The sequence below is a fragment of the Kitasatospora atroaurantiaca genome, assembly GCF_007828955.1.
Classification (GTDB): domain Bacteria; phylum Actinomycetota; class Actinomycetes; order Streptomycetales; family Streptomycetaceae; genus Kitasatospora; species Kitasatospora atroaurantiaca.
The window spans coordinates 7,771,214-7,785,455 of sequence record NZ_VIVR01000001.1 but is presented as its reverse complement, the minus strand read 5'-3'; the positions used below and the strand labels follow the sequence as shown (position 1 = coordinate 7,785,455).

Annotated in this window: 11 protein-coding genes, 1 tRNA gene, 1 pseudogene and 1 riboswitch; of the genes and pseudogenes, 4 read left to right on the top strand and 9 right to left on the bottom strand. The window is 70.2% G+C overall.

What is annotated here, in order from left to right:
• Positions 1-157 precede the first annotated feature (157 nt).
• The 4 genes from FB465_RS34905 to FB465_RS34890 form a co-directional block, all read right to left on the bottom strand.
• Positions 158-1,531, bottom strand: coding sequence for an NRAMP family divalent metal transporter (locus FB465_RS34905; RefSeq protein ID WP_246193080.1), 1,374 nt, complete (start codon positions 1,529-1,531; stop codon positions 158-160).
• Positions 1,528-2,874, bottom strand: a complete 1,347-nt coding sequence (locus FB465_RS34900) for a magnesium transporter MgtE N-terminal domain-containing protein (RefSeq protein WP_246193078.1) — start codon at positions 2,872-2,874, stop codon at positions 1,528-1,530. Before FB465_RS34900 ends, FB465_RS34905 begins: the two co-directional genes overlap by 4 nt.
• A 355-nt stretch (positions 2,875-3,229) precedes the next feature.
• A riboswitch (M-box (ykoK) riboswitch) is annotated at positions 3,230-3,405 on the bottom strand.
• Positions 3,406-3,772: 367 nt separating this feature from the next.
• Positions 3,773-5,308, bottom strand: coding sequence for a carboxylesterase/lipase family protein (locus tag FB465_RS34895; protein ID WP_145796968.1), 1,536 nt, complete (start codon positions 5,306-5,308; stop codon positions 3,773-3,775).
• A 662-nt stretch (positions 5,309-5,970) separates the two neighbouring features.
• Positions 5,971-6,423: a hypothetical protein gene (locus tag FB465_RS34890; protein ID WP_145796967.1), complete on the bottom strand. Its 453-nt coding sequence runs from the start codon at positions 6,421-6,423 to the stop codon at positions 5,971-5,973.
• A gap of 514 nt (positions 6,424-6,937) precedes the next feature.
• On the opposite strand from FB465_RS34890, the gene FB465_RS34885 reads away from it, so the two are divergent.
• Positions 6,938-7,318: a hypothetical protein gene (locus tag FB465_RS34885; protein ID WP_145796966.1), complete on the top strand. Its 381-nt coding sequence runs from the start codon at positions 6,938-6,940 to the stop codon at positions 7,316-7,318.
• A gap of 166 nt (positions 7,319-7,484) precedes the next feature.
• Positions 7,485-7,745 carry an integrase core domain-containing protein gene (locus tag FB465_RS34880; protein ID WP_211785924.1) on the top strand — a complete coding sequence of 87 codons (261 nt, stop codon included), beginning with the start codon at positions 7,485-7,487 and terminating at the stop codon, positions 7,743-7,745.
• 151 nt (positions 7,746-7,896) lie between these two features.
• Here the strand turns inward: FB465_RS34880 and FB465_RS36160 are convergent.
• Positions 7,897-7,988, bottom strand: a tRNA-His gene (locus FB465_RS36160).
• 212 nt (positions 7,989-8,200) lie between these two features.
• Between FB465_RS36160 and FB465_RS34875 the strand changes: the two genes are divergently transcribed.
• Together FB465_RS34875 and FB465_RS34870 are read left to right on the top strand one after the other, a co-directional pair.
• Positions 8,201-8,740 (top strand): YrhB domain-containing protein, encoded by a 540-nt coding sequence (locus FB465_RS34875; protein WP_145796965.1) that lies wholly within the window; start codon positions 8,201-8,203, stop codon positions 8,738-8,740.
• A gap of 692 nt (positions 8,741-9,432) precedes the next feature.
• Positions 9,433-10,203 (top strand): histone deacetylase, encoded by a 771-nt coding sequence (locus tag FB465_RS34870; protein ID WP_425461235.1) that lies wholly within the window; start codon positions 9,433-9,435, stop codon positions 10,201-10,203.
• Between the two features lie 1,090 nt (positions 10,204-11,293).
• Here the strand turns inward: FB465_RS34870 and FB465_RS34865 are convergent.
• The 4 genes and pseudogenes from FB465_RS34865 to FB465_RS34850 form a co-directional block, all read right to left on the bottom strand.
• Positions 11,294-11,806 (bottom strand): hypothetical protein, encoded by a 513-nt coding sequence (locus tag FB465_RS34865; protein ID WP_145796964.1) that lies wholly within the window; start codon positions 11,804-11,806, stop codon positions 11,294-11,296.
• 180 nt (positions 11,807-11,986) lie between these two features.
• Complete coding sequence (locus tag FB465_RS34860; RefSeq protein WP_145796963.1) at positions 11,987-12,190, bottom strand: hypothetical protein; 204 nt, start codon at positions 12,188-12,190, stop codon at positions 11,987-11,989.
• Positions 12,191-12,345: 155 nt separating this feature from the next.
• On the bottom strand, positions 12,346-13,581 hold the full coding sequence (locus FB465_RS34855; RefSeq protein WP_145796962.1) for a GNAT family N-acetyltransferase: 1,236 nt from the start codon (positions 13,579-13,581) through the stop codon (positions 12,346-12,348).
• 153 nt (positions 13,582-13,734) lie between these two features.
• A pseudogene (locus tag FB465_RS34850) lies at positions 13,735-14,010 on the bottom strand (class I SAM-dependent DNA methyltransferase); the annotation flags it as partial.
• Between the last annotated feature and the right edge of the window lie 232 nt (positions 14,011-14,242).

Here is a 14,242-nt window from a genome sequence, read left to right as displayed (position 1 = left end):
CCCGTTGTCCGACGCTGCGGTGGCGGGATCGGACACCGCGCGGACTACCGGTCGAGGTGGATCCAGGTGGCGACGAAGGCGACCAGGTGAGCAGGGTGCTGAAAGCCAGCACGGGCACGAAGCGGCGCATGGTGGTTCCCTTCGGGACGGGGCGTGATCAACCGAGGCCGATCCAGCCGAGGATCGTCTGCACGAGGAGGATGGTGGACATGGCCGCTACGCCCACCACCACGGTGGTGACCGCGATCCGGTAGCGCGGGCCGTTGGCCGCCGCGCCGAGAACGGAGCGGCGGTTGGTGAGAACCAGGAGGTAGACCAGCACGATGGGGCTGATCAGTCCCTGGAGGACCTGGGTGCCGATCAGCAGCTGGATGACGTCGACCGGGGTGAGGGCCACGAGCGCGCCGAGCGCGATCTGGGCGGTGAACAGCCCGAGGAACAGGGGCGCGTCGCGGAAGCTGCGGGAAACCGAGCGCTCGACGCCCGCGGCCTCGCCGACTGCGTAGCTGGCGGACAACGGGACCACGGCGCCGGCCAGCGCCGAGGCACCGATCAGGCCGAAGGCGAAGAGCAGTTCAGCGCCCTGGCCGGCCACCGGCTTGAGGGCTTCGGCGGCCTGCGCGGCGGACTGCAGGGGCCCGCTGCCGCCGATCGCCGCGGCGGTCGCGATGATGATCGTCAGACTGATCACGCAGGCGAACACCGCCCCCAGCACGGCGTCCGCGCGGATCAGCTTGTAGTCCTCCGGCTTGGCGCCGCGGTCGACGACGCCTGCGGCGGCGTAGAACTGCATGTAGGGGCTGACCGTGGTGCCGATGAGGGCGACGGCGAGCAGGACGAAGTCCTTGCTCGGCTCGAAGTGGGGGACGACCAGGTGCCGGCCGACCTGCCCCCAGTGCGGGTGGCCGAGGATCATGGCGAGAGGGTAGGCGAAGAACGCCAGCGACATGACCAGGAAGATCCGCTCGGCCCACCGGTAGGAGCCGAACAGCACCAGTGACCACAGCAGGATCGCGGCTGGAGGAATGACCGCCCACTTCGGGACACCGAGGAGCTCGAACGCGGCGCCGATGCCGGCGAACTCACTCACGACGAGGCCGGTGTTGGCAAGGAGCAGGCAGAACACGGCCAGCGCGGTCAGGCGCAGGCTGAACTGCTCGCGGATCAGTGCGCCCAGGCCCTTGCCGGTGTGCGCGCCGAGCCGCACCGCCATCTCCTGGACCATCACCAGGGCGATGGTGACCAGCACCATGAAGAACAGCGTGCCGTACGTGAACTGGGAGCCCGCCCCGGCGTAGGTCGCGATGCCGGCGGCGTCGTTGCCCGCGTTCGCGGCGACCAGCCCGGGGCCTGCCACCATGGCGACCGCGCTCAGACGCCGCAGCCCTCTGCGACGGGCGAGCGCCGGACCAGCGGCCGGGGTGGCGGCGGTCGGCTCTGTTGCCGCGCCCGAACCGGTGTTCGTCGCACCGATCGTGGCAGCTGTCGCACCGGGTGAAGCGGCGCGGGTGGTGTCGAGGTCGCGGGTCACTTGAGGAGCCTCCGGAAGTGCAGGCGCCCGCGCTCGGGCAGCAGGGCGTCGAGGATGTCGTCGGCGAGGATCCGCCCCAACGGGCGCCCGGTGTCGTCGACGACGAGCAGCGAGGTGGCGCGGGCGGCGACCAGGTGGTCGGCCGCCTCGGCCAGCCGGATTTCGGGGTGGACGGTGACCGGCGGGCCGAACTGCGCCAGCCACTCCGACAGATCGGCCACCAGGGCGGTGTCCTCGGCCACCGCAAGGTCGAACAGGGCGATGTCGCCGAGCAGGCGTCCCTCGCCGTCCAGGACCGCCACCGCCGGGATGTCACCGCGGTGCTCGGCCTGGGCCGCGAGTTCGGCCCTGACCTGGGCGACGGTCTGCTCGGGGCGCGCGGTGAGGGGCAGCGTCGTCATCGCCCCACCTGCGGTGCCCTCCCGGTGCGCCAGCAGGCTCCGCAACTCGGCCGCCTCCGCGGACGGCATGCCCTGCAGCAGGCGCTCGCGCTCACCCGCCGTGAGATCACGCAGCGCCTCGGCGGCCTCGTCCGGCTCCATCTCGTCGACCAGGCGCGCGGCGTGCTCGGGCGGCGCCTCGCGCAGCAGGTTCTCCAGCTCCCCCGGCTCCATCTCCTCCAGCGCGTCGGCGGCGTGCTCCGGCTCCAGCCAGCCCAGCAACTGCTGGCGCTCGGTCCGGCCGAGGTCCTCCAGGATGTCGGCGAGATCGGCCGGCCGCAGCCGGTGCAGCGCGGACCGCGAAGCCCGCAGGCGCACCTCCGCAGGTCCGTGGGTGGCCTGCTCACCGAACGGGGCGACGGCCTGCCAGTCCAGCACCCGCTCCGGAGTGGGCCGCACCTGCCAGCGGCGCGGTCCGAGCCGGCGCAGCAGGGTGGGCAAGGAGACGTCCACGCCGACCAGCACGGTGCGGTCGGCCAGCGGCGCGAGGTAGAGGTCGGCTGCGCGGGTGACCTGGATGCCGTCGACGTCGACGAGTTGGTGGTCCATCACGTCCCGGGCCAGCAGGACCTCGCCCGGACGGCGGGTGAAGTCGCGTAGGTCGAGGCGGGCGGTGCGCAGCCGGACGCGGCCGGCGTGCAGGCTCTCGATGTGGTCGGCGGGCAGGAAGGCGCGTCGTCGGCCGATGCGGATGATCAGGCCGGTCACCGGCGGGTAGTGGTCCGGGCCGTAGAGGCGGGCGACGACGTCCACGACGCGGCCGACCTCTTGGCCGGCCTGGTTGCCGACCGGTCCGCCGACCAGGCCGGCCAGGGAGACCAGCGAGGTGCGGACCGTCCTGGTGGCGCTGACGCGCCGTTCGGCTCCGGCCTTGCGGTCGCGCAGGCGGGCCGTGGTGGACATGAGAAGAGTCTGGGCAGCCAGGATGAACACCCCCTTGCCCCGTCAATGGCGGGGCGGCGGGCGGCCGGCGGGCAGACCGGTGCTCCTGACGTCCGTCCGCCGATGCGGCCGGGGTCACCCGGGCACAGGCACAGATCCCGTCCGAGCGGATCGGCGGGCACGGGCCGGCGGCTGGCCGGCTGGCCGGCTGTCAGGGCAGGAAGGGCTGCCTCGGGCCGCGGAAGAACGGTGAGGACAACGCGGAGAAGGGCCGACTATGGCCCGGACTACTGTCCATCCCGCCTCCTCCCGGTCCCGGCCGTGAAGTGTCTTCGCGGCGGCGCGGCAAGGGGAAGCCAGGACCGCATGACGGCCCGGCACACCCCAACTCGTCAGAGCTTTAGCACTCCACGGCGTGTCTCCGGCGGATGCGGGGAAGCCACTTGGGGTCACCCCTTGAGCCGGGGAGACCTGTCCTGATCCGGAGCGTCTCTCGACGGGTGGGATCAGTGGCCTGTGTCCGTGAAGACGCCTCACCGAACGAGGTGTCTGTCCAAACGAGGCCAAGCCTAGGCCGCCGACGAGCCTGCAGCCTAATCCTTGACCGGACCTTGACCAGCGCCGACTCCGTCCACGCTCAGTCCATCGGGTCGGCGGCACGTTCCGACAGGCCGGGCCCATGTACCCGGAAGGCAGCGGGCCCACGTGAGGAGCCTGGTGGCAGCACGGCTCACGGCCGTGCGGCCGGCCCGGCGCGCACCGGGTGGGCGGCGGCGATGTAGCCGACGGCGGTCGAGGCGCTGAGCCTCCACCACTGTCACCCTTGCCCCTCGTGTCCTGTGTCGTCGAACCTTGAGCACGTGCCACCGCCGACCTGGCCGCGCCCCGGCGCAAAAGACGGCGGCTACCGCCGGGCCGCTTACCGGTCGGCAAGCGGGAGCGCCGGGAACGTGTGGTTCTGCCACAGCAGCCGGGAGGTCTCCTCCGGGTAGGCGGTGACAGCCGGCCGCGTGTCGAAGAGCTGTACGAGGCGTTGTTCGCCGTCGTACGTGGGCCAGCCGGGGTCGCCGTGGGCGGCGAACGCCGTCCACGCGGCGCGGATCTGTGCGGACAGCGCCTCTGCCTCCGGGGAGGGGGTTTCACCGATCAGCATGGCGGGCTGCCCGCTGCTCAGGTTTCCGAAAACGAGCGGCACGTCGAGGCCGTGGCAGGCACCGAGTGCACCGCCCATAACCGGGGCGGGCCAGGTCAGCTCGTAGACGTGGGTCCGGCCGCCGGCAGCGGCGTGCGCCTGCGCAAGATGGAGCGTCGGCATGCGGAACAGCCAGTCGGCGTTGACCAGTTCGTACAGCTCCTCCGGGCCGGCAGCCGGGAAGACCTCGCGGTACCGCTGTGCGCCGTCCGGGCCGGGGGCAAGAACGTGCAGGGCGGTCTCGGCCTGCTCCTGCGTCACCTGGCCGAGCACGCCGTCGATCAGGCTGAACAGCCGGTGCTCGTCACGGACGTGGCCGACGAGGAGCTCGGTGTCCCGGCCGACGCCGTCGGCCAGCGCCTGCCAGGGAGTGGTCGGCAGGACATCACCGTCGACGACCGGCGCGAACGGGATCGGCCGGTGCGTGATCTGCCCCCAGTGCTCCCTCCACCGGTCGATCTTCGCGGAGATCGCGTCGCCTACGGCGGGCAGCCGGGACGGGGCCACCGTGGAAAAGTCTGCCACCGTGGGCCGCAGCCCCAGCTCGGCGGCGCAGGCGGCGGCGATGTCGGCCGCCAGCTCGGGCGAGAAGAACGTACCCGGCATGCTCTGCACGACGGCCCGGCGAAAGAGCCCGGCCGCGCGCGGCATGGCCAGCAGCGCGGCGACCGATCCGCCGCCCGCCGACTGGCCGAAGACCGTCACCCGGTCCGGGTCGCCGCCGAACGCCCGGATGTTGTCGTGCACCCACTGCAGAGCGGCGACCTGGTCGAGCAGGCCCCGGTTGGCGGGGGCACCTTCGATCTGCGCGAAACCCTCGATGCCCAGCCGGTAGTTGAGCGTCACAACGACGACGCCGCCTCCGGCCAGGCGGGCGGCGTCGAATTCCGGGAGGCTGGATGTCCCGATCACGTAGGCGCCACCGGGGATCCACACCATGACGGGGAGACCCGCTCCTGGGGCCGGCTCGGGCGACCAGACGTTGACCGTTAACCAGTCATCACCTGCCGTGTCCTGTGACAGCGCATCCATGCCGAACACTCCGGACTGCGGGGGCGGCGGGCCGTACGACACTGCCGCTCGCACACCGTCCCAGCTTCGTACCGGCCGCGGCGCGGCGAAACGGAGCGCACCGACCGGCGGTTCGGCGAACGGGATGCCGCGGAAGACTGCCAGGCCCGCCTCGCGGCTGCCGCGCAGGGCTCCGGTCGCCGTACGGACTTCGGGCTCGGACTCGGACGGCCTGGACGCGGTGACGGTCACTGCAGCTTCCTCTCGGCAGGTCGAGCGTGGTCAGCTGATTCCTCCGGCAAGGCGCGACGCCACCACATGACCGGGATCAGCGGTACGCCTCACAACCCCCGGTGCGGGCACCGACGGCCCGGCTCCGCGGATCATTTCACCGCATCAGGATGAGGGCCAGCCGTTTACGGCCGACCCGGACTTCACATCGACAGGAGCGCCCGCCGTCCTGAATCGTCCCCATGTCCCCCCGGCGAGCGGCGGTGACAGCCGACCCTGCGGCTCGGCGCGTCTCCTCCGTCGCCTCGAACGCCTTGGCGGAGACCTGCGGAGGTTCGCGGACATGTGGAGCTCGCGATCCACGGCAGACCGGGACCGGGCGTCGCTGGGTCCGTGACCAGCCCGGAGCGCCGAGGATGCCGCCGCACCCCACCGCCGTGGTCGGTCGCGTTCCCGTACACGTGCGCGAGTCAATCACACGACCAGGAGGGCGAGTTGGACTTCACGGGCGCGGATGCGTACATGTGGGGCGACGGAGCCTCCCTGCTGCTCGGACGGATTCGCATCCACGAGCAAGAAGGCCCCGCCTTCATGTCCGGACCACCCGGATGTCGCCCGGCCGGGATGACCCCGGGAACCCTCGTTCGACCGCCGGACGGACTTCTCGGCACGACAACGGCTTCTCACCACGGGTTCAGGCCGTAGCGGCCGCCCGCCCCGAAGAGATACAGCTCAAGTTGCTCCCCGACGATGCCCTCCTTCTTGGCGGTGTACTCGGCCAGCAGCCGCATCTGGTAGATCAGGCCGTCGGTCATCTCAATGCGGGGCTGCCCGGAGGGCAACGCGCCTGGGCCGATCTCCAGCAGGACGAACATCGCCATGAGCTCCGGCTGAAGATGCGTCAGCTCTGCCGGGTAGGTCCGTTTGAGGTCTTCCAGGTAGGTCTGAACCTGCTCGACGCTCTCATGGCCGCTGAACGCGAACTCCATGACATTGCAGAAGAACGCGCAAGCCACGCCCAGAAAGGCATTCCCCGCGGCAGCGATGTCGGCCATGCACTCCCGGGCCTGCTTGCCGTGCACGAAGAGCTCCCGCAACGCTCGGTGCGCTGCGTCGATCTGCTGTTGGTTCGTCATCCAGACCCCTGACGTGAGTGGCGGTCAATCCAGCTGTCCTCACACCGTCATCATCGCAATTGCCGAGGCCCGTGAACAGGGTGCGCTACGGCCACGACGGTCTCCACCGCCTGAGCGATGTCCATGCCCCCAGAACCGCCCCGGCGACGAGTCAGCCGACCGCCGAACAGGCTCAACAACCCCTACTGCCAGGAGGACACCTCGGCGTCCGGTGCCAGCCGCGCGCCGGCCATGGCGAGGAAGTCGGAGAGTTCGATGCGGCCGCCGCTGGTTCCGTCGTCCCACAACGTCCAGAGACCGGATCCCTCGCCGTCCCACGTGTCGGGTTCCTCGCTCGGATGCTGCTCGACGCTCCCGCACGCCTACTCATCGACTTGTTGGCATCGAATCGGTGAGCAGGCGTCGGGCCGACCGGCCATCCGTCGCTACCCGGCCTGTGTGTGTCCGGCTACTCAAAGCGAGGTGAGTACGTGCGCTCTGCCCCGGGGCCGGGGCGGGCCGGGACACTTGGACCATGCGCCAGAGGCCACTGAAACTCGCTCCCTTCCTATTGCTGATTCTCGTGCCGGTTGCGGCATGGGCCGCCTGGCTGGGCTGGGACCAGCATCGTGACGTGCACCCCGACGGCTCGGTGACCGGCCCGTACGAGGCCTGGCAGGTGATCGGGCTGGTGCTGACCCTGCTGGCACCCGTGTACTGGGCGGCGTCCCGCCGCCACATCGCAGGTGCCGTGCTCGGCACCACGGCCGGTCTGACCGCCGCCGCCTGGTACGACTGGTCGGACGACTCCAGCGGCCTCTTCCTGATCGGCGTGGGCATGGTCATGACGGCAAGCCTCGTGGCGGCCTTCGTCCTCTCCGCCCTGATCGCCTCCGTGACACGGGAGCCGTCGTAGACGACCACCTCGGAGGCGTGGGCTGGCTCCCGGCTGGTCGACCTGGCCCCGCGCGACGCGGACGGCGTGGTCCAGCCGTTGGTCACGATCGTCACCCGACAACGGCGGCCCGTTCCGCTCGTTCCGCTTCGAGGCCTTCATCGCCACCCGCCCCGAGCTGCGGCACGTGCGCACCAGGGTCCGCACCCCGGGCCAGAACGGCTCACGCGAGCGCGGCTTCGGCTCCCTGAAGTACGAGAAGCTGTTCCTCGAGGAGATCCCCGACGCACTCGACCTGGTCCGCCACGCCGAGGACTACCGGCTCGAGTACAACACGCTGCGGCCCCACGAGGCACTCGCCTGGAACCGCCCCCACGACGTGCACACCGGCCTCGCCGACCCGCTCGTCCCTGACTTTCCCGAGCCCCAAAGCCTGCCAATTACTTGACTCGGGACACTCACGACCCCAGGGGTAGCGGAACTGTCCAGCAGCTGTCAGGCGATCGGCTCCGACATCACGCTTTCAGGTTCAGCAGCCGGGCGACCTGTCGCGGGCCGGTGGGACGTGTTCGGGACGTAGTTGCTGCTGCTTGCCGTGTTGGCGGAGAAGGCAGGATTCGAACCTGCGTGGGTTTTCACCCGATCGGAGCCATAGCCCCGGTCCCCGATAAACCACTCCGGGCACCTCTCCCAGCGGAACAGCCTGCGCACCGGCGTGCCGTCCAATTCGTGCAGTGAACCCGGTCTCTCTGTGGGCCCCTGTGCACAGGAATGACTATGGCCCACCACCCTGACACGATCCTGACGCTGTGCTGACGTCGCGTCTGAGACCGCATTTGAGATCTCGGTGGGGACGGCGCAGGAATGCCGAAAACCGGTTGACCTGTGGTGAAGGATGAGATCGTGATCTCCAAGGAACGTGCCGTCGAGCTCGTCGAGTCCTTCCTGGCAACAGAGCGGCTGACGTGGCCATGGAGGGGGCCGGTGCCCGAGCTGGCCGTCTACTGCGTGGAGGAACACTCGGTCGGCTGGCTCGTCTTCTGGAACACGGCGGAGTTCGCCCGCAGCGGTGGCGTGCGCAACAACCTCATGGGCGGCGGCCATTGCCTGGTGGACCGGCACGACGGGAGCATCCATTACGTCCCCGACGCCTGGTGGTCCGAGGAGGACTGGGAGGAGCACTACCTCCTGCAGACCAAAGGCATCAGACCGCCTGATCCACTGGCCTCCGCCGTCCGCGCGCTCGTGCACTCCGCCGGCGTCGTGGCCGCGATGAGCCACCTGCGCAAGCAAGCCCCGCGACTGAGCCTGCAGGAAGCAAAGGCCTACGTCACGACCGTTCAGGACGGCGCCGAACCACCGGAAGAGCTGGCGAGCCTTACCCGGAGGGAGCCGAAATGGCCGCTTCTGCCCATCGAAACGCTGGCTGGTCCGGTCCAGTAGAGGTCTGGTGAGGGGCCCAGGCCGAGACAGTATCGCTGGTCCACGTCGGGTAAGTCAGCCCCGGGACCGGTGGGTTCGCATGCTGAAACAGTCACCGACGGTCCCACGAAGGTGCCGATGGTGGCAGCCGCGCAGCAGCTCCTGGACGAGTGGCTGCTCTGCCGGCCAGCGGTTCGCGGACATCGCGTTTGCCCCGTTCGCCATGGAGGTCGACGTCGACGACACACTGTTCGGCCTGGTCCGCGAGTGCCATGGGGAGTATCCCGACGGCGAGGAGCGGTGGGCCCACCCGGCGCGGAAGACCGGACCGCCAGCCCGCACTCGTCCGGTGCGACAGTGCCCGCGGCTCCAAGCCACAGTGGGCACAACACCACGTGTGGAGCGGCCCTGACGACCCGTCGCGGGGTGTTGGTGGGCGGTGTCCCGGGCTCCGCCAATACCCGCGAAGCGTCGTGCCCGACGCATCCCGCCACGCACGGAACGCCGGCGACGGTACCGGGTGGGTGGCGCAGCCCACGCTGTCGCACCCGCAAGCGAACCCCGCTCGGAACGTCGGCGGCGGTGCCCGACAAGTCGCGTAGCCCTTGGTGTACCAATGGGCGAAGCCCGCACCGCTCGAGTCATCGGCGAATTGACCAGCGCCACCTTCCTATAGCGCCCTAACGCCCTGCCAGGGGATACCGTCGCTCGTCATGAACGACATGCGACGGATCGTCAACTACCCCACCGGCCAGCAGAAGCCGCAGACCACTCCCCGGCCGCAGCCTTTGGTCGAGGCGGCAGGGGGCCGCGGTCTGGTCTGGTACGCGGCCTACGGCTCCAACATGCACGCCGACCGGCTGGCCTACTACATCGCCGGCGGCCGCCCGCCGGGTGGCGCTCGAACCTACCCCGGTTGCCGGAACGACCGGCTCCCCGAGCGGGCCGTCCCGGTGATGCTGCCCGGCCTCCTGTACTTCGCGCTGGAGTCGCTGGTGTGGACCGGCGGCATTGGCTTCTACGATCCCGAGCAGGACGGCGAGATGCCCGCCCGCGCCTACCTGGTCACCACCGAGCAGTTCAGCGACATCGCCGCCCAGGAGATGAACCAGGAGCCGGGAGCGGACCTCGACCTTGCCAAAGTGCTCGCGACGGGCCGCGACCAGCTCGGGCCCGGCCGGTACGAGACGCTGGTCTGCCCCGGCGCCATCGACAACATCCCCGTGCTGACCTTCACCGCCCCCTGGCGCCTGCCCGACGCCGACCTCAACGCTCCCTCGGCCGCTTACCTGCGCAGCTTCGCCTTTGGACTCGCCGAAGCCCACGGCTGGAGCCTGGCGCAGGCCGCCGACTACCTTGCGACCCGCCCCGGAGCCGCCAGGCACTGGACCGCGGCTGCCGCCCTCGAGGCCCTCCACGAGACCGCACAGCCCCACCGAACACACCCCGCAAGGACACGCAACCACCCTGACGAGACTCGTTGAAAATGGCGGTGGCACATAGCAGGGTGCTATCGCGTTCAGCACCAGCGGCGGCGACAGCGTCGAAGCAGCCAAGCGGTGGCTGTAACCCGAGGTAGGGCCCGTCTGGCGGCTTCGCCGCTGCCCCCGTTGGCACAGCAGGTCGCCTTGGCGACTCTGTCCGGCTCTTCTGCAATGAGGCCGTGCCGCAGGAGGAGAACTTGAACGGGGCAGGCGCCAGATCGGTGCGGGCCGGCGCGAACGGCTTGTCCGGCAACGGCAGCAGGGCCTCCGCCTCGACAGCCTCGAACACCGCGGCCGGGGCAGCCCCGTCCAGAGGCCGGCAGTGCCGATGGCCGGTGTACGACCTTTTCGACCGTGTGGGCCGACTGGAACCCTCAAGGGGTACTCAACGTGTGGCGGGCGACCCTCGCCACCGCACGGGACACCGACCAAGGCTGGAGCGGCCCCGACCTGACCGACGGAACGACCGCCGTCCGCCTGGCTCGGGCAAGCATCACGCTGGGAGGTCGTCAGGTACCGATCAGCCGCCCGCTGACGGCCCCTGTACAGGGCCGGCGCCGACCGCCCGATCACCGACCGCGGGCGCAGCAGCGTGGGTGCGCGTCGGGTCCGCGCCCGTGGTGACAGGGGCTGAGAACGCGAGCAGGCCGGCAGCGGCCTGGCGCCACCCACGAGAAGTGATCACGCCCAGGAGACACGGCGCCCTCCGGCGGGCACTACGGGCGGGCGATGCCCACCCGGAACCCATGAGCGGCAGCAACCGACCGTTCGACGGCGTACGCGTCCACGTCGTCCGGCAGATCACGACCCATCGACCGACCACCCCGCTCCGCCGTCCCGGAAGTCCAGCCGGCCGAGCAGCGACGCCGCGCAGGTAGGCGAAGCGCCGTAGTGGCCGGGTCCGTGTCAGCGGTGTTGATCAACTATGACGGAACGACTCCGGTCCGTCTCCGATCCGAAGGACCATCAGTGGGAGCTCATCGAGCTGATGTTGCTCCAGTGGCGGGCAGCCCGTACCGAGGGTCGGGGATACCAACGAGAGGGAACAAGCCGCGGACGTCAAGTGACACGGGCATCACCTCCGCGCCTGTCACTCCTCGTCTTCGTCGTCCTCATCGTCGTTGCCCAGCACGTGCCGAAGATGCCACTCAATCGGGTCGTCCCACTCGTCCATCGTGCAGTACAACTCGTTCAGCGCGCCCATCGGATACAGCCACTCACCGTCCACCGAGCCCGGCTGACCCACGAACGGGGTGTCGATCACCGTGCGCGTACCCGGATCGAAGAACGCCGACGGCTTGTGACGGGTGGGAGGGGTCGGGTCGTACCCCCACGCCACCCTTTCGCCGGACCGGCGGATGACCTCCCCGATGTACCAGGTCGCGCCGTGGACGAACGGGCTGCCCTTCGCCGCCAGGACCTCCTCCTCGTCGGCGAACACCTCCCGCACGAGGTCTTCCAGCGCATCCAGTGACTCCGGGCTGAAATCCCAGCGCTGCGGCGTCCCGGTCTCCTCGGCCCACCGGGCAAACCCCGCGGATCTCTCGTCAAGCCACGCAAGCAGCTCCGGGGCCGCCTTACAGTCTTCAATCGGTACGTTCATGCTCGCCACTGTAGGCAACGCCGCTGACAAACGTCCCGAACTGGCAGGTGCTTCACGCCAGTTGAAACGCACCACTTCAACAACCCGCTGCATCTGCCCAGGACATCTCGCTGGGAATTGCGCAGCGGCCACCACCGTCGGGTCAAAGGCCCGCTGTCGCACGGTGGGGCGTCCCGGCGATCAGGCAGCGGTGGCCACCTCCAGGATGGGGGCGGGGAGCCATTCGCGCCGGTGGAGCCAGTTGGCTCCCCGGCCGCGCCGGCGGGTGAGCTCTGGGCCGAGCTGTCCCCGTACACCGCCGCGCCGCTTCCTGGATCGGGAGATGTCGGCGGGCCTCAAGCGGCGGCGCGCCCGCTCCAGCCCGGCCGCCGCCGTCGTCGCCATCCCCTCGCTCCTGGCCACGCCCACGCACCCCTTCGCACGTCGGGGGCATCCGCCCCGACGGGTGACTATGGCCGAGCACCCACCGCGCAGGAAGCAGGCACCGCCCCCTTGTAGCCCGACCGACGAGAATTTGTGCAGGGTCGGCGTGCGCGAGGTCAGAACCAGTGCAGGCAGTGCGGGGAGCGCTCGGCGCGGAAGAGGGCGTCAGCGAGGGCGGCCGCGCCCGGGCGGTGGGCCCGGATGTGTCCGGCACGTACGAGCGTGCTCGGGGCGGTGCCGCCGAGGTAGACCGAGCCCAGGTCGCTGACGTCCAGGGACAGGTCGGGCTCCCGGTCCGTCGGGACGCAGTCGGCCTTCCCGTCCCGCACGGTCAGCAGGTAGCGGCCGTGCTCGCCGAGGAACGGGTCGTCGACGTCGAGGACGAGCTCGCCGTCCGTGAACCAGCCTCGCGCGGTCAGCGCACGCGGGACGTCCAGCAGCCGCACCCAGAGCCAGTCGGTGTCGCCGCTTACCTGGCCGGCGCGGAAGTCCTCAAACTGCCAGCGCAGCGGGTGCCCGGTCGGGACGTGCTTGAACACGACCTGAGAGACCAGGTCGTGTCCGAGTGCGAACCGGGCCAGGGCCGTGTAGACGGCGTCGTCGGTGGCGATGATCTCGTCGACCGTCAAGGTTTCGGACTCGCCGAGCGAGTAGCTGGCGTACCCGTCCGGGACGCCGTCGGCGTCACGGTGGACGGCGACGTAGCGCGGCGCAGGAGAGATCGGGGGCTGTCCTGCACCCAAGGCCCACCAGCGGCGCGGCCGGGACAGCGCGCCGGGCTGTGCGCGGCGGTACCGGTCGTAGACCTCTTCCAGGATCTCGCCGCACTCGGCACGTCGCATCACCTCGACCGAGCCGGTGTCCGAGCCGGTCGCCGGGGCGTCAGCCGCTCCGCGCGCCCGCGGGAGGGCGAGGGCGGCCTGGTGGCGCGGCACCGTGAGTCGGGCCGTGTAGGTCGCCGGTCCGTAGCCGAACCTGCGGTAGATCAGGGCCTCGGAGGCCAGCAGTACGGAGAGGCACTCCCCTCGGGCCCGCAGCGCTGTGAGCTGATGCCGCATCATAGCGGTGAGCACACCCTGACGTCGGTGCGAGGGCAGGACTCCGACGGCGGTGACCCCGGAGGTCGGGACGAGGATCTCACCGGGCAGGGTGAGCTCGAAGGAGTACGCACCGGCGGTGCCGACGGGCCGCCCGTCGGCCGTTATGGCGAGAAGGCTGCGGTCCATTTCGTACGCCGACCAAAAGACCCCGCCGCCGTCCTCGGTCGGGGTTTCCGGGAAGCGCCCGAACGCGGCATGGATTGTGTCGACGAAGACGTCGAGGTCCTGATCGGTCGTGGGACGGATTTCCATTACTGCCGCTGCCTCCCCTGGATTCGACACCACGACTCGTGGTGTCCCGCCACAGTGCAGCGTTGACCCGTGACCAGGTCAAGCGAATTACGGCCGGGCCCGCGGCCGGTCACAGCACAGCCCGGCCCCGGGGGTGAGTTGCGGTGGTCGGGCTCGCAGCGTGGTCCCCTTCGCGTCGAAGGTCACGCACTGATAGGTGACGGCCTGCTCGACCGGGTCATGGAGCAGGAACTCCATGTTCACGGCGTCCTGGGACAGTCCCCGCGTGGCCACCCGCTGGTGGCGGTCGAACTCCGCCACGTCCTGGATGAAGCACTCGACCACGAACAGCCCGCCCGGTTCCAGGACCTTCGCGACATTGCGAAAGCAGTCGACCTGCCGGGCCTGGCTGGACAGGTTGTACAGGGTGTTGAAAACCAGGTACGACAGAGAGTCACGGTGAGGGAGTCAACCGACTCCCGCCGAACCGCGCCAACGAATTTCCCGGGAGAAGGAACATACGGTGGCGGCAGCCACAGGTCGGCCGGATGCATCCGACCTGGACACACCGGGGGCCGCCGAGTGCAGGCAAGCGCCGGCGAGCGCGGTGTACGGCGGCTCCGGCGGGGGCCGGACCGGGCCCGGCAACCCGGTCGAGCAGAGCGAGGGCACACGCTCTGCG

Excerpts from the sequence above, each read along its gene's own strand:
- FB465_RS34900 (WP_246193078.1), bottom strand. The coding sequence starts at position 2,874 with ATGTCCACCACGGCCCGCCTGCGCGACCGCAAGGCCGGAGCCGAACGG.
- FB465_RS34890 (WP_145796967.1), bottom strand. The coding sequence starts at position 6,423 with ATGACGAACCAACAGCAGATCGACGCAGCGCACCGAGCGTTGCGGGAG.
- FB465_RS34885 (WP_145796966.1), top strand. The coding sequence starts at position 6,938 with ATGCGCCAGAGGCCACTGAAACTCGCTCCCTTCCTATTGCTGATTCTC.
- FB465_RS34870 (WP_425461235.1), top strand. The coding sequence starts at position 9,433 with ATGAACGACATGCGACGGATCGTCAACTACCCCACCGGCCAGCAGAAG.
- FB465_RS34865 (WP_145796964.1), bottom strand. The coding sequence starts at position 11,806 with ATGAACGTACCGATTGAAGACTGTAAGGCGGCCCCGGAGCTGCTTGCG.
- FB465_RS34860 (WP_145796963.1), bottom strand. The coding sequence starts at position 12,190 with ATGGCGACGACGGCGGCGGCCGGGCTGGAGCGGGCGCGCCGCCGCTTG.
- FB465_RS34855 (WP_145796962.1), bottom strand. The coding sequence starts at position 13,581 with ATGGAAATCCGTCCCACGACCGATCAGGACCTCGACGTCTTCGTCGAC.